Origin of the sequence: Caballeronia udeis (assembly GCF_001544555.2) — a bacterium.
Taxonomy (GTDB): Bacteria; Pseudomonadota; Gammaproteobacteria; order Burkholderiales; family Burkholderiaceae; genus Caballeronia; species Caballeronia udeis.
Genome location: NZ_FCOK02000015.1, coordinates 65,747 through 86,471, shown reverse-complemented (window position 1 = coordinate 86,471; position 20,725 = coordinate 65,747). Strand labels below are relative to the sequence as shown.

Below are 20,725 nucleotides of genomic sequence, written 5' to 3'. Positions count from 1 at the left end.
ATGAACCTCCGGCGACGGCAGTTTTCTAGAAGAGCGACGGCTGTTCGGACGGACGTGTAACCGGCTTTTGTGTCTTGCCGGGCTCGCTCATACGGACCATCAGCGGCACGCCCATGCGGTCGATCGTCAGACTCAATCCGTAGACCCCGGGACCAAGGTGAGTCAGCCGCTTCCAGCTCGGCATGAAGCCCCGATCACGGGCCATCCTGGTCATGTCTGCCCGGCCTATGCCCTTCACGCAGTCCCGTACGAACTGAGCCCCTGCCGCTGGCATCAGGTAGGCTGGGAAACTGTCGGGCAAACCGAACGATTCAAGCCGCTCCATGGGTCACCCCTGCGTGGCGCGTGATGAATCTCGTGCGACCAATCTCGATCATGAAAGCTCCCGATTCCTGAAAATTGTCGTTAGCGGCTCGATGGACAAACGCAACTAACTATCAGCTTTTCAAGCCACCCCACTGGACGCCCTCTCGCCCGCCGATCCGGCCCAAGCATCCAGGCAACCCGGTTGCAGTCTCGGGCGCTCAATGCTCGACGCGTCCGAGACGCACCAACCGGGAGTCGATCGCGCCTTTGGTGCGACCGTGCTTCGCGGCGAGCTGCTTCGGCGACATGCCGGCGTCGAAGTCCCTCAACAACGCCTGGTCTTCTTCCGGCGGCCACGCCCGACCGGCGTTCTGCGGCCGCTCACGCTCCGCTTTCCCAGCCGGATCCGGTTGGATGAGCTTGTCGAGTTCGGTCACGGCAAGAAACAATGCCCGGATCACCTGCGGGTTATTGAACGGGCTCTGTTCGGAAAGGATCTCTCCCGTAGCAGGATCGACGCCGCGCGCGAGCGTCTCAAGGGTCGATTTCGCTTCAAGGTGATTCATACTGCATCCGCTCCGTTTCTCGGTCCTGTTGTCTATCCACGTTGCTCAGGTGACTCATGCGTTGGCAACATTCCTACTTCTTGATTCGGCTGTCATAGAGCCATTTGCGCAGCTTCGTCGCGGTCAACGTGGCGGCGTCCGGATGCAACGGATTGACAAGCGCGTTGAATTCTTCCGGAACGATCACTGATGGCACCAGCAAAAGCGCAGACTTCTTCGCGCTGACCCAGCCGTCGCCGAGGTCCAGACTTACCTTGCCTTCAGGTATGGCGTCCCAACCCACCGGACCCGCGTCGGCCGTCACGATCGTCGCTGCGTTCCAAACGTCATCCGGCACATCTATCCGGACGAGATACCGGTTCAAAGGCAGGCCCCCGGCATTCCAATGCACAACCGTTTCAAGGCAGGCCAACGCAATGCTCGACGCGCAGTACAGCACCGGCATACCTGCCCTGTTCCATCGTCCTCCGGTTCGCTTGGCGCCCTCGCCAGACAGGTCATCGGCGGTGTAATCGGGAGTGTCAGTGGCGATCCGCCAGATCGCCACCGTCATGCGTATGCCCCGCTCTGCATCTTAGCGAGAAGGCCGGAGATCACTTCCTGTCCTTGAACCGTGTCCATCAGCTCGGCGGGAGGCATGCCCCCGAGTGCGCCGTTCGCTTGCTCAAGCCACTGCCCAACCCATTGAGCGGCGTCAAAGCCTTCCGGCTCGCCCGACTGCTCGACCATCGTCTTCACCTGGCCGACGAGCTTCATCAGGCCAATGACGCGCTCTGACTGCTCCTGCGAGAGATTCTGCTTGTTACGTGCTTTCCGGTCGACCGTCGCGCGCGGAAGCCCAAGCCGCTTGAAGAGCTGATCCTTTGTCGTATGCATCGACGTCGCCAGATCAACAAGCCCATCGGCGCTGATTCCGCTTTTGATCAACTCGATCCGTTCCATTGGACCCGCTTCGTAAATCTGCACGAAGTCGCCGATCGTTCGGGGCGTGCGGCCGATGGCCGGCCGCGCTGCCTGCGCGACAACGGCGGCCGCCGTTTTCCGGGTGGAGGGTCGTTTGGCACGCTGGATAGTAACGGTCATGATTTCGTTTCTCCGCATATGAGCATTTAGTATAGATCAAATGAGCAACAACGGGTGTTCTTCGGATTGTGCGTTTTCGGGTCGGCGGGTTCGGCAGCATCTATGCTTTATGTCACACGAGCGCACGGCGAGAGAATCGTGAGCGATCTGACCCCGGAAGCATGTAATGACCAGATCGGGATGCTGTTGCGGGACTTGCCGCGCGGCACGGTTGCCGAATTGACGGATTTCGCGGTCGCGTATTGGGACGGGCGACGCGTGGTGTACGCGTATTTGCGGGACGACTGTCCCGAACAGATCGAAGAAGAATTCGATCTGTTGGACTGCGTTTGGCTCGACCTCCAACCCGAGTTCGCCGCATGGATCGCAGCACCGAGATTTAGCGTGCGAGACGAAGTGATGAACTGGCTGAAAGACACACCGCCTTTCGACGAGGCATCAAGCCGTTAGTAAGGAGGACCGGCGAAAAAAAGCCGACCGCAATGGTCGGCTAAAAGATTCTGCCAATTCCGAGGGCCGTAGCAGAACCTGAGAGAGGCTGAATTATGCCAGCACTCCGGCCGCGCCATTTCGTCCCTTTTTTCGCATGCGAAAGAGTTTGCTCGCCATGCCCCTACATCAGCCGTGCGAACCAGAAATATCCGAGTACCGAGGCAACAGATCCTGATCAACAAGGCGTACCTCGATACGGTTGGCAATCTCGACGTGTTCGGGATTGGCCAGGGAAAAAACCGCGTCCGTCACGCTCACGATGATCGTGCCGGTTTGCCTGTTGCCGGCGGCGTACACCGGAATCAGGGCGCGGGCCTCTGGAATCTGCTGCGCGGTAATGACCTTTGGCAGGTATAGCATCCAGCCGACGCCCGGCTTGTCGTCGAAGACCTGTTTCGCCATGTATTTGCGCGGTGCTGCGGTCACATAAGCCGGCGCATATGCATGAGCAACCGCCGCCACGATTTGCGCTATCGCGTCGCCGTCTCCAAGGCGGGACGATGTCGCGCTTTCTTCTCCGATCGATATGTCGACGTCCCCCGGCATGGGAGCCGTGTCGAAGGTCACGACGATCGAGGCGCCGTCTTTTTTGACGGTCTGTCCGTTCCACATGCCGATCGTTTTCGCGAGTGCTTTTTCATTCCGGTATTGCTCCTTGAGCACCGCCATTGCCGCCGGCGATGGCGTCGCCTTCGCGTCGTAGACCGGATAGAGCTGCGCGTCCTTTTCGTTCGCGCCTTGGAGAAACCATTCGGCCAGCCGCGGATCCTTGGAGGCAAGCACGCTTATGACTGGCCACAGCCGCGTCAGCTGAAACTGAAAATCGGATAATCCGATGTCCTTACTGTCCTGGTATTGGGCAATGAATTGCATGGTCTTAAGGCTGGTAGACGGAAGGCACGCGGGCGCGGTTCAGCACGGGCAACATGTACTCTCGCGCTTTCGGGGTCATGAAATACCACATCAATTTTGCCGGTGGATTGGAGTTGACCACGACCGACTGCCGGACAATCTGTCTCTGCATGTCGGTGAAGCCGCCGAAGAAAAACTTTGGCTCATCGTCCTCGTCCAGGAACTGATCGTAGTTCCCTTTCGTTTCCTGCAGGAGGCACTCCCCTTGCTGGAAACCGTCAAAGTCCAGTCCGAGCCATGCCCACTCGTCACTCCAGCGGCACTCTTCCGCATCAAATGCAAAGCCGGTTATCCGGGCCTGATAGCGATACGATGGCCAGTTTACGCCATGATTTTCGCGGACTTTCCTACCTGCTTCCGGAGGACACTTCTTGCAGCTCTCATCGGTGCGCGGCAGTGTGCGCGCGACAGGTGCGGCTTTGCTGTCATCTTTCGTTGTATCGCCTGACAGACTACCGGCCGCTGCCGTCGCCGCCCCTCCCAACAAGGCGGCGCCAGCGCGTGCCAAGATTGGCCCAAGCTCCGTGACTGCTGCCTCCACTACCGGTGCGAGTACCACCGCCATAGCTCAATCCTCCCACATATTCAGGGTGTTCAATTCGCCAGCGCATCACGCGCAGATAATCGTGAAACCGTTCGTCGGCCGAGCGCCCTGGGCGCATAAGCCATGTACGCGTCGCCGGCTTCTCGTAGAAGCCCGGCGCGTAGGCCTCGACGCGAAGGAACGCGACGAGGTTAGTGTCTTCCGTGATACCGAGCGCACGCGCGGCCCGCAACGCTCGCCGCAATCGCTCCGCGAGGGCTGGGTCTGCTGCAAGTTTCGGATCGTCCTTCACAAGGTCCTGCCGTACGCGCTCGACGAAACCTTTGGCATCAATATCTGCAAGGGCCGCAACCTGGTCGGGAGTCAGATCAAGCATGCGGCTGCACCCTGGTCAGTTCGTCGTTGATCTGGACTAGCCAGTCGAAGGTCGATACAAAAAACTCCGCGCGCTGCGAAAACGACAACAGGTCTGCGATGTCGCCGACGATGCGTGCGTCGTAGAAGCGCAGCAGTGCGGTGTTGCCGTTCGGCATCCGGACGTCGAGCCGTTCGCGCAGCTCCTGGGCGAGTGACATGAAAGGGTACGCGCTGATGAGCCACGACAGGCCCGATGCGCCGGCAGCGAGGTCAAGCAGAGTCCGTCGCGTGGCGCTCGAGGCCTGTTCGAAGTCGATCAGCCAGGGACCTGCATCGGCCAATGACGCGTCAGGCGTGCCGTCGAACAGGGCGATCGCGGCCGAAGAACGTTCCAGCGTCGACGCGCTGGGCGTGCCTGCATAAAGCAGCGCGTCTACCAGCGCGTAAAGCCTTACTGGCAAGGAGGCGTGCGCCTGACGCTCCGCGAGGTAGCTTTCTATCTTCAACGGCTGCACGGCCTACCCTCGCATCACGGTCGTAGCACCGCTTTCGGCCGCGGCCTTCAGGCATTCGAGGCACAGCGTTGGACTCGCCGCGAGCGGCAGTGCGGCGATCGCTGCAGCGCTGGTCCCGTGGCTCGGATCGCCGTCGCCGGTATCTTCAATTGTTGCGGTCGACTGAGAGGCGATGAGCACGGCGCCGCACGCGGTACGCATGCCCTCAACGGCGGTATCGCGATCGTGGATCCGGTGCGGATAACGGCGGCCCAGCACGTCGGGGAGAATCGGAAAGGTGCCCTTGCACTGTGGGCACAGGACCATGTGCCCGACGCCGACGATCGCTTTGCCGTCAATGTTGGCTGTCTCGGTGCCTTCCAGCACCCTGCCGCCGTGCGACGTGGTGTCGCCAGCCCGAATAATGGCGCGCTTTCCCACTTGCCGTATTCCTCAGACAAAGGGCCAGCCTGCCACAACAGCGGCAGTTACGCTACCTGCCTAGATTGGCAGGGTGCGAACAGTTGGCCCGCCGTTCCGCCATCCGGTCAGGCCGCGCGTGCCTGCTCCAGCATCGCTTCTGCGAATTGCCGGCGCAGCGCCATCGCCCTAGCCTGAGAGCACCGGAACAACTTACGGATCTCGGCGACGGTAGCGCGCGTTCGACCTGCGGCCACTTCCGTGGCGAGCATCGCAAGATCCGCGCTAACGGTCTTCGCTACCATCACCGCTACGGTCTGATCCTGATCTCTCGTCAGTTGCCCGTCGTTGTGACCCGTTGCGACCGATGCGTTACTGGCGGGAATGGCGGAGTTACCTGCAGGAACGCCGTCAGCCAAGACTGACGTCCCGTTGTTACCAGCGCGATGCGTGACGTTACTCGGCACGACTGCCGCGTTACTATGAGCCGTCGAAGGCGCGTCGGTGATCGGAGAGCCGTGCAACGCGAGCAACCAGCCAAGACATGCGATGCACTCAAGCACCGCGCCGAATCCAAGACCCACAACCAGATTGATTGTGTCCGTTGACGTACCTAGAAGAAGAGCAACGCGACTGGTTACCGGATCGCTCATTGCATCCGCTCGCAGAGCCGCCTGCCGATCGCGGGCCACGCTCAGCTTGTCGTCCGCACGTTCATGACGGCGGGCTTCCTCCAGCGCGATGTTCAGTGCGTCCAGCCGGGACGACAGCGCCACACGGCGTAGCGTTTGAGCTGTGCAACGGTCGACACATTTCCGCGCCGTCGCGTTGGCTAGTTCTGTCGCAACCCGCGCACGTTCACTGGCTATTGTCGTCAGGTCCGGCCCGATTGAAACCGGAGACGTGGCGATCGAGGCGCGCGCGTCAACGGCTGCCGCACGAAGCTCACCGGCATGCCGCTGCGCCTGCATGAAAAATGTGGCGTGACCGTATCCGGTTGCGAGCATCGACAGGATCCACAGCATGAGCGCAGGAACACGCAGCATCAGCGGTGCGGATCGCGCGAGTGCTGGCAGGAGATGCGCGCCGAGCAGCAGAACTAGACCCACGCCAACCCAAACGAGCCGTTCGGATAACTGGCCACCGCGCTCCCATGAGGCGAGGAATGATACGCATGCAGATGTACCAGTCGTGGCCATCGCGAGCGCTGCAGCACACCGTCTCAGCGCCGAGGCAGCGCGAGCAGGTGCGCGGCGCACAGTCGCGACACAGGCGACATCGACGGGGTTCATTGTGTGGTCGGCCGATGCCGGCGCCGATTGCATGAGCGTGGGGGAAAGCAGCGACTTGAGCGGAAGGATGGAATGTTGATGCACGGTGCGGCCTCTTGTGTGAGCGTTACCCGACTTCTCATCGCCAAATGAGGTGAGCGGGCGCATGGCAGGGTTGGCGAACCGGTCACACAAGCAGCCGGCAGACCCGAAGGTCTCCCCACCAAGGCCCGCCCATAGAAGTCGGCGCGCAGAGGCAATACGCACAAAAAAGCCGCATAGCGCGGCCGTGCGCTTGTATGAATCGGGTCGCCAAACCCGGCACTCGTTGTCTGGAGTGCGTGGTGAGTATACCGCAGCTATCGACGCGGCCAAAGCCCCGCCGACCGCAACGCGCTGCTAGACGAGATGCGGATCATGATGGCTCAGCAATGGTGGACGCAGGCCGGTTGGCGGACGAGCGGGTCACCGCAAAATGCGTCTTCAGAAAATCTCCAAGCGGGACTTTTCCTTTCTCGTCCAGCTCGCAGAAATAGTAGATGCCGAGGTGTACAAGGGCAAGACTTGCAGGTCCCACAATCAGCCCATCGGACAGGCCTGCTCCGCCGACGCGAGCGGTTCCATTCGCAGCATGGCAAACATAACCAAGATAGACGTCCACGGGAAAGCCCGCGATGAATGCGAGCGTGAAGATGGCCGCGGCCGGCACTTCCAAATTGCGCCCGCGCGCCCTGGGTAGCCAGAGGGCAACGCACAGCAGGATAGTGCCGGGAGCGACGTGAACGGCGTTGCTGTCGCAAAAGGAGAAGCGCGTCGAGACCAGCATGGAGAGGCCGAAGATCGCACCGTAGAACCACCCCAATGCACGTACGGTGCGCGGCAGATACAGGAGCGACACGGCCAGTGGAAGAAGTCCGCCGACAGCATCAATGGAGACAATATTCAAACGCCATTCCCTCTCGGTTGTTGTTTTCCGGAGCCGTCGTCGCTCCCCGTTTCGCATGCGAAATAGCGCTGGTCTTGCCAGCTCACCTGACGTGAGACGGGAAGAATATTTTTGCAGTATGCCGCAATCATATTTTGCACCCGTCAGGTGGTGGCGCGATAAGGCCGCACCTCAAAAGCGAAAGCTTGTTTGCAGGCATATTTTTGCACTTTGCCCAAACGATCAGTATTTCTTTGCACATTGGTCGCTTTCGCGCCAACCGGGACGTGCGGCCGATGCCTATTGCGGTTCCCGTTGCAGTCGCGGCGGCTCCTGTTACGAGGCTCGCAGAAAGACCGCAGCCGGCCAAGAGGGGCCGTCAGCCCAGGAGGTCAGTCGATCGGCGGCCGCTTCGGAACCTTGCCATACAAGTCCGAAAAGGCCCGTACCAGGGCTTCGTGATCTGGCATCCAATCGAGTTCGAAAAGTATGTCGCTATCTTCTGGCATGATGAAATCGCGCCGCGCGAGACGCACCAAGAGATAGCTCAGCGCATAAACCGACAAGGTCGTGACGAAGGCCAGCGTTATGGCTTCGTTGTTGTAGACGGGACCATTGCTTTGCCAAAGAGCACCGTCACTCGCATCCGGCCGGGAATGGCTGTAGTTGCACAGCGTTTGATACGCCGCAGCGAGCAGATCGTCATCTTTGAACATCCATTTCGCTTGTTCTTTTCTCAGGCTGCCCGATATCCCCCTTCGGCATCGACCAAAACCCAAATCCGATTTTTTTCCTGCCTTCCAGTCAACGTAATCTTTATTGTTTGGATTGAGGCTTCCGTATATCCCGATCATCACGAGTTCGAGCACCGTGCGCAATTCGGCAATCGCGGCCCGGTAGAAGCCGTGCAGGAAATTGAAGTTCGCGCACTGAAAGCAGTCCGCAGCATCAAGCAGGCAGTTATACATCTCGTCTGGTCGGCTTGGATCGCCGATCGCCTCGATCCAATCTCGCCAAAGCCCGTGCATGAGACGAAGCCGCTTGCCGTTATGGTCCGAGATCCTTATCGAGACATCCTCGGGAATGTGCATGATCCCGTCCCAAACATCCTTATCGATCAAATCGGAGGGTGGCACATCCTGCCCTTCGCTGATCGCAAAGTCGTGAGGCTCGAGCTTACTGCGGACCGCCCGAAAATCTGTGAGTAGGAGCTTTTTTGACATGCTGCGAGTTATGCAAGGGTCATAGTTAAACGCCCACCTTCCACGGTCAGCGGCTTGCGGGAGGGGTTTTCGTGTGGCCCGGCGGGATGACGAACGTGACATGGTGAAACGGCAGGGAGTCGAAAATCTTCGGTTGGGAGGGTGCCGCCCGACGGATCGCAGACCCAACGGCCGGACGTCAGCTTACATTTTCTTTGCGCCGTTGACGGCATCCTTGAACGCCTTCCCCGCCGCGAACTTGACGGTCCTTGCGGCCGGGATCTTGATCTCTGCGCCTGTCGTCGGGTTGCGACCGGTGCGTGCGGCGCGATTCCCGGAGCTGAAGCTGCCGAAGCCGATCAACTGCACCGTCTCCCCGTCGGCAACCGCTTTAGTGATTGCTTCGATCGTGGCGTCGAGGATTTCGCCGGTCTGCGCCTTGCTCGCATCGGTTTGCGTAGCGATAGCGTCAATCAGTTTGCTCTTGTTCATGTTGCGGTTTCTCCTGTCGTCAAAATGGGTGCCGCGCGATTATTCTAACGAAGAGCCGGACCTGACGATGGTCTGCGGCGTGCGTGCTCCCCCCTGCACGGGTAAGATCGGACTGCACAGAAGGAAAAGCTGGTCGAAGCCGCACCACCGACCGGTTGGGCAACGAAGGACAAGGTGGAACAAATGAAAACGCACAGCGACGCGGAGAAACTGATCGAAGAGTCGCGATAATCAGCCTGCCACCGTCGCACACGTGGTGCGCGACGGCCTGCTGGATTCTGCATCAAAGGAGGAGGCGTTAATGAATCGCGATCTTCGGCAAGAGGCAGCACCGGCAAAGCTCTCCATGCTGCTGGACCAGCTCGAAACAGCACTGCCTGTGCTGGTCGGCGCGCCGTCGCTGCGGCCAGCCGACTGGTCGGAGCTCGACCGGCGATTGAACGGCGTGCGCTCATTGCTCGCCAACGCGACATACCGTGGTCGGACGCGCCGTGCGCGATCGCCGACGGTGCGGCCGGCGCGAAGTGACGGGATGCCAATCGCGACGCTGTTCTGACGAAGCGTGCCCCCCCTGGACCGGGCCCGGGAGAATGGAGCGATGGCACAGTCACCGGGACGCGGAATCTATTTGTGCCCAAAGTGCCGCAAACCAATGCGTCGGCTCGACGATCTTTTGCCGCCACGTTGGGAATGTTCGATGGCGCCAGTCTGTTCGTACACGCAGGCGGATGACGATGGCCGACCAGCCCCGCCTCCGGACCTGGCTGGCAACGCCGGCGCTGCGGGTCGACGTCCGGAGAACCCGTCGCCGCGCTCGGTAGCATCTGCACGGGTCGGTGATCATTGTCCCGACTGCGGCAAAGGCTTTCTGGTCCTGAAGACGCTGAGTCGCACCGGCAAGCCGTTCATCGGATGCACGCGTTTTCCGCGGTGCCGGTTTTTCAGTTGGCTGGGGAATTGAGGACTTCGCTAATTGGCGCACGTAGCATGGGCAACATCCTCTCAACGCTGAATTGAAATGTCGTAGGCGCCGCTATCTTCAAATGTCGCAGAGGGGGCTCTGTTGGACCGGAAGGGCCGAGTTCGGCCATCTACAGTCATAGGCTCATACATTCGCACGGACATTCGAACGTTGGCTGCGGCCAAGTGCCGGTCATTCACGTATAAAAGCGATCCGGCAAATCATCGGCCATTGCGGTCATTCAGGCATCGGCGTTGGTCAGGCGGCTATGGCGCGCTTTCCCGACGTTCGTAGGTCGACCGGCGCGAGTGGCCGGTTTCACGGCAGCTGAATTCGTACTTTCGACCCGAACCGGACGTAGCGCGGCCCTACTACAAGGGGGTGTCAATCCGGGCATTGTCGCTCGACCAGCGGCTTCTGGCGAACGTTGCCATCCCGTTACGGGCCGAAGGTCAGGCGTGCGCCAGCACAGCAATCAAGTATCATTGCCCAACCAGCACGATAGTAATAAAGCAGCATCAGAAGCGAGCACTTGTCTGCTTGCGAGCAACATATACGAAGCGTCGCGCTACGCGGGGAGCAATGTCCACAAGCGTCATCTCCTTGCACGATTCGCATGTCAAGCAGTGGTCGGCAAAGGAGGGACAGTGATTTCAATCAGCGACATCTATGACAAGGACATCAACTTCTTGTTTGGATCGGGTGCGTCATTCGGCCTGTTACCGACCCTGCAGTTGCAGCTACGAACCGGCGACGGCGACGCCCGTTACACCCTGGAAGAGCTTGCGACCAAGTTTGAGCGGGAGAACGACCGGCGCTTGATCCCGCTGTTCATGCACTACTACGCGAACTGCATCCTGCCTGCTGAACGGCTCAGCCTGGATGGCGCGATGGCTACTGATTCAGGCGCCACAGTCATCAAGAACTACCGCACCTTCCTGATGACGGCGCTGGAGATGGTGAAACGCCGCAAGGCGTTGGACCGCCGCTGTAACGTGTTCACGACGAACTACGATGGCTGCTTCCCGCTCGTGGCTGATGCCCTCATCAGAGAAGGCCAGATTGACTTCGTGCTGAACGACGGAGCGCGGGGCTTCACTCAGCGCATTCTGCAGGCCAGGAACTTCGGAGCCTACCTTTGCCAGGCTGGTGTCTTTGGCCGTTATCAGAGCAGCATCCCGCAGATCAACCTGATCCACCTGCACGGGTCAGTGTACTGGAGCAAGTTAGGCGCCGCGATTCAGGTTGGCTACGACCTGTCGGCACGTGAGACTCTGCTTGATGGCGAAGCGACCGCGTTGCTGCAACCATTTTCCGCTGCCCTCGACAATCCAGCCTTCACGCATGCAGACCTCCCTGAAACAGGGTTTACCGACGAGGCGATGAAGGCGTTCTGGACAAAGTATGAGCAGATGCCCATCGTGAACCCGACGAAGTGGAAGTTCCACGAGACGGTTTATGAGGAGCACTACTACCAGATGTTGCGGCTGCTAAGCTACGAGCTCGAAAAGCCCAACGCAGTACTTATCACCTTTGGTTTCTCGTTCGCCGACGAGCACATCCTTAACCTCGTCATGCGTTCCCTTTCCAACCCCGGCTTGCAGGTATTCGTATGCTGCTTCAATAAGTCGGGTCATACTGCGACGGAGGGCAAGTTCAAAGGTCACCGCAACGTCCAGTGCGTGGTGCTCGACGAAGGGGTGATGGACTTCACCTCCTTCAATGAGCAGGTGCTGGCCTGGCCAGAGGCGCTCGAATCTACATCCGCCGCGCTTACAGTTCCCCCTGCAGAGCCCGTGGCACCGGCGGCCGACGATGCGGGCGTCGAAGGCCTGGTATGAGCATCCGCGTGGGAGAAGTCATCGCCGTCCATGGCACCAAGGTGGTCCTGAAGATCGACGAGCAATCGAGCAAGGAAACTCTCTTCCACGCGGGCGACAAGTACAAGGGGGTTTCGATCCGCGAGTACCTGTCGATTCAGCGCGGGTTCCGCGACATCATCTGTATGGTCGAGGGCGAGTTTCTGGACGAGAGCCGGATAGAGACCCGTGACGGCAGGACGACGTTTGTGCGGAAGGTCGAGGCCAGGCCGATTGGCTTCTTCGACCGCACTGGGTTCACTCAAGGTATTAAGTATCTGCCGATGATCCAGGACGCGGCTTACCTGCTTCCCGAGGAGCGCATCCGGTCTATCTTCGACCGCGGGGCGGACAGCGAATTTAGGATCGGGCGCATGCTCAAGGAGGAGATCGCGGTCGGGCTGCCGTGGAAGCGTCTCTTCAACAGCCACATCGGCATATTCGGCAACACTGGCAGCGGCAAGTCGAACACTCTGGCCAAGCTTCATACCGTCCTCTTCGATCTCAAGCTGCCGCTCATCGCGGGAAAAAGCCGCTTCATTATCTTAGACTTCAATGGCGAGTACGGTGGTGAGCAGCTAGCTCCAGCGAACCACAAGACGGTCTACCAACTGTCCACGCAAACAGATCCAGACCTGAACGATCCAACGGCCCGTTTTCCCCTAGCACCGCAGGAGTTCTGGGAGCTTGAGACGATGTCGCTGCTTTTCCAGGCCACGCCCAACACGCAGCGCCCATTTCTCAATCGCGTCATCACGGGCAAGCTTAGGTTCGGAGCCAACCCGGGGGCGCTGGCCAACTACGCAAAGATGAAATTCCAGCAGTCGTTCTGCGCTGGCGAAGTCAAGCCCGCAACGCTGGACCTGATGCGAACCGTGGCACGGCGCATGGGAAACCAGGCGCTGTTGGATCTGCTGGCAGATGTTACTTGGTACCGCAACGGTCGCTTCAACTACCACGGTGCGTTCATCGACCCCGATGGTGTTCAGTACACCGCGCGCATTGCGCCAACTGTCGACACACTTGACGTCCTGGGGCTCGACGAATTCGACCAACTCGTGCTGCGCGTCAATCTGCAACTGATGTCAGACCTGAATGCCGGCTACGTTCAGTTCGAACACATCCAACCACTTCTCAAACGCGTCGAGTCCTCCTTGCTCAGTCTTCGCAAGGTCTTGTCGATCTCGGATGCTCCACCAGTCGAGCGTCTGCTCACGGTAATCTCGATGCGTCGCTGCAACAACGAGGTCAAAAAGGTCTTGCCGTTGCTGTTCGCGAAACACTACTACAACAGTCACAAAGCTACGGTCTCCAATCCGCCCGACCGCACCATCCATCTCATAGTAGACGAGGCGCACAACATTCTGTCCGACCAGTCCACGCGCGAGAGCGAAACTTGGAAGGACTATCGGCTGGAGCAGTTCGAAGAAATTATCAAGGAGGGACGCAAGTTCGGAATGTTCATCACCATCGCCAGCCAGCGGCCGGCCGACATCTCGCCTACGATCGTTTCCCAACTACACAACTTTTTTATCCATCGGCTAGTGAATGACCGAGACTTGTATTTGATTGATAACACTATCTCGACGCTGGACGCGCTCTCGCGCGGGCTCATCCCGGGGTTGTCCCAAGGATGCTGTGTGGTGACGGGTACGGCATTCGAGCTGCCGATGGTGATTCAGGTGGACCGCTTGCCGAACAACAAGCAGCCAGCTAGTGAGGACGTCGACCTAGAGAGGCTTTGGAGTCCGCCACCGGCTGCTGAGGAGTGAGCGGCCTTCATATCCTTTCACTATAGATGGGCCTTAATCAAGCGAACGACCGCTCATGGTCGGGAGTGTGAGTTCGCCGATGCAGGAAGCCGCCGTCAAACTGCTCGACGCTGCCACCGTCAGCAATCCGCCACATTGCTGACGTAGGGGTGGCTTGAGAATTCGGGAAAAATCGCACGCCAGCAGTCCGGAGAGCCTTGTCCTGCTTGCCTTGCGCACATCGCGCTTTCCGCAGACGAGGTTGATCAGATGTGCAGCGTCTAAACATTTGATTCCATTGATTGTGCGCCGCAGCTATCGTGCTTTAAATTCCGAATTCTCAAGCTACCCCATGTTGTGCGCCTTGACGCGGGCAAGTGCAGCGATGTCAAGCAACTGCAGTTCGCGTGTGATTTCGAATGCAGCGGCCACACCATGCGCACCGACCGGCGCACGGACTTCGCCCAGGCAGGTTTCGACATCCGCGGCGCCGTAGAAGGGGCGGCTTCAGAAAACGGAATTTAAAGCACGTTAAGGCAATTTGTGCCGTCGTTACGGCGATGCGCGCGCGGCAAAAGCTGCGCCCATCTGCCGCGCGCGCTTGATCTCGTCGCTGTGAAGGTAAATAGACGTGGTTGCGATGGATGCGTGACGAAGGTTGTCGCGCACGCTTGTGAGATCGGCGCCCCGGGCCAGGGCATGAGTGGCGTGTGAATGCCGCTTATCTACCCGGCGATATAAGAGGCACTATATGCCCTTCCGGATTATGTCTTGTAATCGCGCGACGGTGCGGTTTTCAGGGCAAACGGGCGACTCCGAATAGAGATAATCTTGACTCCTTCCACCCGCTCCCCATGTCGGGGAAGGAGGTCATCGTGAAGTACGTCATTCATAATCAGGTCGTTCTCGCGCGAGCACCGGAAGGTCCGCTCGCAGCTTATTTGGTAGCCTTTGCGAATGCGCTCGGCGCGCAGGGATACAGCGTGGAGCGACTGAAGGTGCAGGTCCGAATCGCCGCACGCTTTAGCCAATGGCTAAAGCAGAGAGGCGTAGGTGCACGGGACATCCGCTTCGACCACACGATACTGTACTTACGTTATCGCATCCGGCATGTCCGAGGCCAATCATGCGTTAACGATCGGGCTGCGCTCAGGCATCTCATCGATTTTTTGCGGAGTGAGGGCGTGATTGCTGTCGAGAAGGCAGCGACCCGTCGGGTGCCACCGGCTGAGATCTGTGCACAGGCATACGCAGAATACTTGCGTGACGCACAGGCTCTCGTCGCAGTAACGATCATTAACTACGTGCCGTTCGTTCGCGATTTTCTTCACTATTGTTTCGGTGACGGGAAGGTCACGCTTTCGCGACTACGTGCCGCAGATGTCGTGGGTTTTGTGCAGCTTAACGCACCACGTCTGCATTTAAAGCGCGCGAAACTCATGACCACTGCCCTGCGATCTTTTCTACGCTACGTGCGCTCTCGTGGCGACGTTACGCTGGACCTGGCTGCCGCCGTTCCGGTCGTCGCCAACTGGTCGATGCCATCAATTCCTCGTGCGATTTCTGCTGACCAGACGCGACAGCTGCTGGCTAGCATCGATCGACACACTGCAGTCGGTCGCCGGAACTACGCCATCCTGCTCCTGCTCGCGCGACTGGGATTGCGCTCTGGTGAGGTGGCCTTTCTCGAGCTCGATGATATCGACTGGGGCTCGGGCCAGTTGAACGTGCGTGGCAAGAGTGGACAACGCAATGAGCTACCCTTACCCGCAGACGTCGGCAAGGCAATCGCCGGATACTTGCAGAACGGGCGTCCTCCTAGCGCCAGTCGCCGCGTATTTTTAAGTGCAAGAGCGCCTATCACAGGCTTTGGACCAAATGGCGTCGGCTCGCTCGTCCGGCGTTCGCTTCAGCGCGCTGGCATCGACGCGCCCACGACGGGTGCCCATCAGTTCCGACATGGCCTGGCCACCCAGATGTTAAATCACGGCGCCTCGATCAGCGAGATCGGCGGGGTGTTGGGGCATCGTTGTCCACAGACCACGAAGATATATTGCAAGGTGGACATCAAGGCGTTGCGCACACTCGCTTTGCCCTGGCCGGGAGGTGTGCGATGAACACGCTCCGCAAAGCCGTGCAGGATTACCTCGATCTGAGGCGCAGCCTGGGATTCAAGCTGAAGGAGGCAGGCAGGGCGCTACCAGATTTCGTCGCGTTCATGGAACGGCATCGCGCTTCTTACGTTACTCAGGCGTTGGCTCTCGCGTGGGCTCGACAGCCATTGAATGTCCAACCCGCGGAATGGGCGCGACGACTGTGCTATGTGCGCCAGTTTGCGCGCCATCGCAGTGCCACCGATCTTCGCACCGAGATACCAGCGCCGGGTTTGTTACCGTTCCAACCCAAGAGGGCTCGACCGTACTTATATTCGGCCAGCGAGATCCGCGCATTATTGCAGGCTGCGCTTGAGATGCCATACCGCAATGAAGGGGAAGCGCTTCTGCCGTTGACCTATCATTGTTTGTTCGGGCTACTGAGCGTATCAGGAATGCGCCTGGGCGAGGTGCGCAATCTCGAGATACAGGACGTGGATCTGACGGCGGGGATACTGACGATCCGTGGCGCGAAGCTAGGCAAGTCGAGATTCGTTCCTTTGCATGCCTCGACCTGCAAGGTGCTCGCAGACTATATCGCACGACGCGAGCATCATTGGGCGGGGCGGCCGGTGTCTTCCTACCTGTTCGTTTCGAGTTGGGGAAACCCGATGGACACTGGACAAATTCACCGCGCTTTCTATGCGTTGTCGCGGCAAATCGGCTTGCGCGGCGCATCCGACAGTCACGGCCCGCGTCTGCACGACATGAGGCACGTTTTCGCGACGAACACACTTGTACGCTGGTACAAGTCTGGAGATGACCCGGAGCGCCGTCTGCCAATCCTGTCAGCCTACCTCGGCCATGCTCACGTAGAGGATACGCAGTGGTATCTGAACGGCTCGCCCGAACTGATGCGTGAGGCGATGCGCCGACTCGAACAGCGCTGGGGGGACCGGCCATGACTACTTTTGCTACCTTTGCTCCGTTACTGGAACGTTTCTTCACGCAGCGCCTGATGCAGCAGCGCCAGGCAAGTCCTCACACCATCAGTTCCTATCGCGACACGTTTCGGCAATTTCTTAAGTTCGTGCAGCAGCGCCTGCATAAGCCACCGTCCCGGCTGAACTTCGAGGACATCGATGCTCCCCTGATTGCCTCGTTCCTCGATGAGCTAGAGAAGCACCAGGGCGTTAGCATTCGCACTCGCAATCTGCGCCTCGCGGCAATCCATTCCTTCTTTCGTTACGCCGCTTTCGAAGCACCAGCCAATTCTGCCCAGATCCAGCGGGTGCTTGCCATCCCCAGCAAGCGCTTCACCCGTACGTTGATCCACTTCCTGACGCCTCCGGAAGTCGACGCCTTGCTTGCCGCCCCTGATCAGGGCACCTGGTCTGGCCGGCGCGACCACGCCTTTCTATTGGTCGCCGTACAGACCGGTCTGCGCCTATCCGAGATGACCGGGCTCAATCGCGAGGATCTGATCCTAGGGGCGGGCGCTCACGTGCGGGTGATCGGTAAAGGTCGAAAGGAGCGCTGTTCACCTATCGCCAGATCCACACGTGCCGTACTGAAAGCGTGGTTGCGGGAACCACAACGCGGTGATGGCACAGTCCTGTTTCCCAGCGAGCGGGGTGAACGCCTCAGTGTCCATGGTGTGCAGTACCTGCTAAACAAGCACCGCAAGACCGCGTGTGAAGTTTGCCCCTCATTGAAGCAGAAGCGGGTCACTGTCCACTGTTTGAGACACACCATGGCCATGGACCTTCTGCAGCAAGGTGTTTGTCGCTCGGTCATCGCGTTGTGGCTCGGGCATGAATCGGTGGAAACCACCGAGATTTATGTCGAAGCGACTCTTGCGATGAAGGAACAGGCACTTGAGAAGGCAACTCCGCGACAGGGCAAGCCAGGACGTTTCAAACCGACGGACGAGCTCCTCGACTTTCTGAACAGTCTTTAAACCCTGCGAATTATGTCGGGTGATTGCTTGAGCACATCTGCTGGACGACCCGCAATCTTCGGTCGATCGTCGGAGCTCAATCGCGTAACCCGACATAATCCGGAACGGCATATAGTGCCTCATCCAATGCGGGCTTGCCCGCCTCAGCTTTTCGGCCGTCGCTGGTTGCTCCGCTTTAATCACGTCGGCCGCTTGCAAGAAGAACCGCCGCATAACGTGCCACAGCCGTGCGCCCGTAATACCATCTGTGGAATCTTGATCGAGACTTCCAATCAACGGGGTCTTTGGATTCCAACGCGCTGGCGTGACCGATAGCCCACGGCTCAGCAGATATTGATCAAGCGCCGTGCGCGCCAGCGGTGGAAGTGCCACTTTGCCGGCCTTGCTTCCCTTGCCGACTAGATGGAGCCAATGGTCGTCGCGTCCGTCTGTTTTGATGCTGCCCAGAGTTGCGCCGACCAGTTCGTTGGCACGTAAGCCGGTTGCGTATCCGAAATCGAGCAGGAAACGCAGTCGTTGGGCGGCAGGAGCCCCCCAACCATAGGACCATTCGAGTCCGTCGGCGAGCGCGCGTAGCAACAACCATTCGCCTTCGCTGAAGCCACGTGAAGTGTCCAGCATCGCAACGCCGGCGTTTCCGCGCACCTTGACGCCAGCGAATGGGTTGGCAAGGATATAGCGCTGCTCAATGAGCCAGCGAAACAGCGCGCCAAGCACCGACAACGCATACGCGCTTGAGCGCGCTGATAGGCCGCCTACAAACGGGCGCCACTCGGCCGAATTGCGGGGGCGTAACGGACCGATCCATTTATCACGGGGCGTTGGCCGTCGCAAAAAACTACGGTATGCGATCGCATCGTCGGTGGTAAGCGACGACAAGGCCCTGTTGCGCTCGACAATCGCCCACAAGATCAGCCGCTCCGCTTCCTTGCGATAGGCGCGTTGCGTCGCGGGAGTCTCATTTAGCGCAAGCCACGCCTGCACCGCTTGATAGTCATTCGTCGCATTGAGCGTGCAGGAGTGAAGCGGCGCGCGGAAATTGCCCTGCGAACCGTTGAGCTCTTGCGGCAAGCGTAACTCCTCCCACGGAACGAGCGCGGCGTGCCGCGATGCCACGATCAAGGCGCGAGCTCGCTCAGTCAGTTGGGGACGAGAAGCGAAGAACGCCTCGATGTTTCGCGCGCTCGCCGGTCCTAAACCGTCAATGACTTTCCACCAGCCGCGTCGGCGCGGAATGCGCACGGTTAGATCAGCCAGCGTATTGATGCCGTATGCACGTAACGCTTGCACCGCGCGCGGCGCGAGCCATAGGCCAATATCGTCGCTGATCTGTGGTTGCGGCACCGGTACCAAGCGCAACACTTCGATGGCGCGTTCAACCGCACTGGCGCGGTCTGCACGGGCACTAATCGAGTGGTCGAACACCACCGCCAGGTCGTCGCGTTGACGGCTGTACGCAAACGCAATCAGTTGTCGCCGGATGCGGCCCAGGATGCCCCGGGCAGACTGGCCTGCAGCTTTGCTACCCGGTAGATAACGGGCGACAGCGTTGCGAGAGCTAAGGCCTGCGTACCAACCGCGCAATGCCATGAGTGACGCTGGATCTGGAAATTCCGGTTCGAGCGGGGTTGGGTCCGAAGACTGACGCGTTTTCATGGAAGCCAGTTTATCGTTAAAACGACCGTAGTTTGATAATGCCGATTATTTAAATAGCTTCGATTAAACTGCCACTTCGCTGAGTCGCCAGACTCCTGGAATCGGTGTGAAACAGACGTCACACCATCCCTATCGCTGCCGAGGACGTAGATGCCCCGTCGATCAATCTTGTCCGCCACCGAGCGCGAGAATCTCCTCGCGTTGCCACAAAGTCGCGATGACCTGATTCGCTACTACACGTTCAGCGAGTCTGACCTCTCCCTGATTCGACAGCGCCGAGGGGCTGCTAATCGATTTGGTTTCGCCGTCCAGCTTTGCTATATGCGATTCCCCGGGATCATGCTAGCTGCGGGCGAATCGCCGCCTCAACTTCTATTGGATACCATCGCACAGCAACTGCAACTTCCGCCGGAGCATTGGACCGAATATGGTCGACGGGACCAGACGCGCCGGGAACATCTTCTGGAACTGCAAATTATCCTTTGTGTAGCACCATTCACGACGACGCACTACCGCTCGGCCATTCAATGGCTACTTGAATTGGCCGCGCAAACCGACAGGGGCATCGTCCTCGCCGGCGAATTGATGGAGCATTTGCGAAGACAATCGATCTTGCTGCCTAGCGTAAATGTCATCGAACGAATCTGCTCCGAGGCCATCACGCGAGCTACCCGACGCATTTATCGGACATTGAACGAGCCCCTGTCGGAAGACCATCGGAAAAAGCTCGATCAACTGCTGCTACAACGAAAGCCCGATAGCCGGATGACCTGGCTGGCTTGGTTGCGCTTGTCGCCGGGCAAGCCAAACTCGCGCCAGATGGTCCAGCACATACAGCGTCTCAAAATCTTCCAGGCACTTGACCTACCTCTGGAAATCGATCGGTTGATACACCAAAACCGCTTGCTGAAGATGGCTCGCGAAGGCGCGCAGATGACACCGGCCGATCTCGCCAAATTCGAGCCGGAGCGTCGGTACGCGACACTCGTTGCCTTGGCGACGGAAGGCATGGCGACCGTCATCGACGAAATTGTGGATCTACACGATCGCATCATCGGAAAGCTTTTCAATTTCGCGAAGAAGAAACACCAAAGCCAGTTTCAGCAGTCAGGGAGGTCCATCAATGACAAGGTACGACAATACTGGAAGGTGGGCAACGCTTTGCTAGAAGCCAAGAAGAGTGGCGGCGATGCCTTTGCAGCGATTGAATCAGTCATGTCGTGGGATGCATTCACAAAGAGTGTTGTCGAAGCCCAAAAGCTTGCACAACCCGAATCTTTCGATTTTCTGCATCACCTTGGCGAGCACTACGCGACCCTACGACGCTATGCTCCCGAACTGCTAGTGTAGTGCGTCACAAATAATGCAACTTAATCGCGAT

At 59.0% G+C, this 20,725-nt stretch carries 21 protein-coding genes and 3 pseudogenes; 9 read left to right on the top strand and 15 right to left on the bottom strand.

The features are described 5' to 3' along the window. Positions 1-25: 25 nt before the first annotated feature. The 4 genes from AWB69_RS13585 to AWB69_RS13570 form a co-directional block, all read right to left on the bottom strand. A complete protein-coding gene (locus AWB69_RS13585) occupies positions 26-325 on the bottom strand; it encodes a hypothetical protein (protein ID WP_046565162.1) in 300 nt (99 codons plus the stop codon). 199 nt (positions 326-524) lie between these two features. Continuing rightward, positions 525-872, bottom strand: coding sequence for a hypothetical protein (locus AWB69_RS13580; RefSeq protein WP_046565160.1), 348 nt, complete (start codon positions 870-872; stop codon positions 525-527). A gap of 73 nt (positions 873-945) precedes the next feature. Continuing rightward, positions 946-1,425, bottom strand: coding sequence for an RES family NAD+ phosphorylase (locus AWB69_RS13575; protein WP_062085425.1), 480 nt, complete (start codon positions 1,423-1,425; stop codon positions 946-948). After that, positions 1,422-1,955, bottom strand: coding sequence for an antitoxin Xre-like helix-turn-helix domain-containing protein (locus AWB69_RS13570; protein ID WP_062085423.1), 534 nt, complete (start codon positions 1,953-1,955; stop codon positions 1,422-1,424). The genes AWB69_RS13575 and AWB69_RS13570 overlap by 4 nt, the downstream gene beginning before the upstream one ends. Positions 1,956-2,093: 138 nt before the next feature. Between AWB69_RS13570 and AWB69_RS13565 the strand changes: the two genes are divergently transcribed. Continuing rightward, entirely contained in the window at positions 2,094-2,405 is a 312-nt protein-coding gene (locus AWB69_RS13565; protein WP_231937091.1) for a hypothetical protein, read from the top strand. A 168-nt stretch (positions 2,406-2,573) separates the two neighbouring features. Here the strand turns inward: AWB69_RS13565 and AWB69_RS13560 are convergent, their stop codons facing one another. From AWB69_RS13560 to AWB69_RS13520, 9 genes are all read right to left on the bottom strand, one after another. Further along, entirely contained in the window at positions 2,574-3,230 is a 657-nt protein-coding gene (locus AWB69_RS13560) for an immunity 52 family protein (protein WP_231937090.1), read from the bottom strand. A 94-nt stretch (positions 3,231-3,324) separates the two neighbouring features. Beyond that, positions 3,325-3,924: a restriction endonuclease fold toxin 5 domain-containing protein gene (locus AWB69_RS13555; RefSeq protein ID WP_075643910.1), complete on the bottom strand. Its 600-nt coding sequence runs from the start codon at positions 3,922-3,924 to the stop codon at positions 3,325-3,327. Then, complete coding sequence (locus tag AWB69_RS13550) at positions 3,812-4,279, bottom strand: hypothetical protein (RefSeq protein ID WP_062085416.1); 468 nt, start codon at positions 4,277-4,279, stop codon at positions 3,812-3,814. The genes AWB69_RS13555 and AWB69_RS13550 overlap by 113 nt, the downstream gene beginning before the upstream one ends. Beyond that, positions 4,272-4,775, bottom strand: coding sequence for a DUF4123 domain-containing protein (locus AWB69_RS13545; RefSeq protein WP_062085415.1), 504 nt, complete (start codon positions 4,773-4,775; stop codon positions 4,272-4,274). Before AWB69_RS13545 ends, AWB69_RS13550 begins: the two co-directional genes overlap by 8 nt. Positions 4,776-4,778: 3 nt before the next feature. Next, positions 4,779-5,195, bottom strand: a complete 417-nt coding sequence (locus AWB69_RS13540; RefSeq protein ID WP_062085414.1) for a PAAR domain-containing protein — start codon at positions 5,193-5,195, stop codon at positions 4,779-4,781. Between the two features lie 107 nt (positions 5,196-5,302). Next, on the bottom strand, positions 5,303-6,550 hold the full coding sequence (locus AWB69_RS13535) for a hypothetical protein (protein ID WP_156528837.1): 1,248 nt from the start codon (positions 6,548-6,550) through the stop codon (positions 5,303-5,305). A 310-nt stretch (positions 6,551-6,860) separates the two neighbouring features. Continuing rightward, positions 6,861-7,391 carry a hypothetical protein gene (locus AWB69_RS13530; RefSeq protein WP_062085412.1) on the bottom strand — a complete coding sequence of 177 codons (531 nt, stop codon included), beginning with the start codon at positions 7,389-7,391 and terminating at the stop codon, positions 6,861-6,863. 371 nt (positions 7,392-7,762) lie between these two features. Continuing rightward, positions 7,763-8,593 (bottom strand): hypothetical protein, encoded by an 831-nt coding sequence (locus AWB69_RS13525; protein WP_062085411.1) that lies wholly within the window; start codon positions 8,591-8,593, stop codon positions 7,763-7,765. Between the two features lie 183 nt (positions 8,594-8,776). Further along, entirely contained in the window at positions 8,777-9,064 is a 288-nt protein-coding gene (locus AWB69_RS13520; protein ID WP_062085410.1) for an HU family DNA-binding protein, read from the bottom strand. A 301-nt stretch (positions 9,065-9,365) separates the two neighbouring features. Between AWB69_RS13520 and AWB69_RS13515 the strand changes: the two genes are divergently transcribed. The 4 genes from AWB69_RS13515 to AWB69_RS13500 all read left to right on the top strand — a co-directional run bounded on the left by AWB69_RS13515 (position 9,366) and on the right by AWB69_RS13500 (position 13,656). Beyond that, a complete protein-coding gene (locus AWB69_RS13515) occupies positions 9,366-9,620 on the top strand; it encodes a hypothetical protein (protein WP_062085409.1) in 255 nt (84 codons plus the stop codon). 42 nt (positions 9,621-9,662) lie between these two features. Beyond that, a complete protein-coding gene (locus AWB69_RS50775; protein ID WP_082913383.1) occupies positions 9,663-10,025 on the top strand; it encodes a topoisomerase DNA-binding C4 zinc finger domain-containing protein in 363 nt (120 codons plus the stop codon). Between the two features lie 647 nt (positions 10,026-10,672). Next, a complete protein-coding gene (locus tag AWB69_RS13505) occupies positions 10,673-11,866 on the top strand; it encodes an SIR2 family protein (protein WP_062085407.1) in 1,194 nt (397 codons plus the stop codon). Next, positions 11,863-13,656, top strand: a complete 1,794-nt coding sequence (locus AWB69_RS13500) for an ATP-binding protein (RefSeq protein WP_062085406.1) — start codon at positions 11,863-11,865, stop codon at positions 13,654-13,656. The genes AWB69_RS13505 and AWB69_RS13500 overlap by 4 nt, the downstream gene beginning before the upstream one ends. Before the next feature lie 531 nt (positions 13,657-14,187). Here AWB69_RS13500 and AWB69_RS45725 read toward each other — a convergent pair. Beyond that, a pseudogene (locus AWB69_RS45725) lies at positions 14,188-14,355 on the bottom strand (tyrosine-type recombinase/integrase); the annotation flags it as partial. 155 nt (positions 14,356-14,510) lie between these two features. Between AWB69_RS45725 and AWB69_RS13495 the strand changes: the two are divergent. From AWB69_RS13495 to AWB69_RS45720, 3 genes are all read left to right on the top strand, one after another. Beyond that, a complete protein-coding gene (locus AWB69_RS13495; RefSeq protein ID WP_062085543.1) occupies positions 14,511-15,752 on the top strand; it encodes a site-specific integrase in 1,242 nt (413 codons plus the stop codon). After that, a complete protein-coding gene (locus AWB69_RS13490; protein WP_062085404.1) occupies positions 15,749-16,693 on the top strand; it encodes a tyrosine-type recombinase/integrase in 945 nt (314 codons plus the stop codon). The genes AWB69_RS13495 and AWB69_RS13490 overlap by 4 nt, the downstream gene beginning before the upstream one ends. Positions 16,694-16,776: 83 nt before the next feature. Next, positions 16,777-17,688: a site-specific integrase gene (locus AWB69_RS45720; protein ID WP_331712671.1), complete on the top strand. Its 912-nt coding sequence runs from the start codon at positions 16,777-16,779 to the stop codon at positions 17,686-17,688. Positions 17,689-17,802: 114 nt separating this feature from the next. Here AWB69_RS45720 and AWB69_RS13480 read toward each other — a convergent pair. Then, positions 17,803-19,344, bottom strand: a pseudogene (locus tag AWB69_RS13480) (phage integrase family protein); the annotation flags it as partial. Between the two features lie 150 nt (positions 19,345-19,494). Here AWB69_RS13480 and AWB69_RS13475 point away from each other — a divergent pair. Then, positions 19,495-20,688: pseudogene (locus AWB69_RS13475) on the top strand (DUF4158 domain-containing protein); the annotation flags it as partial. Between the last annotated feature and the right edge of the window lie 37 nt (positions 20,689-20,725).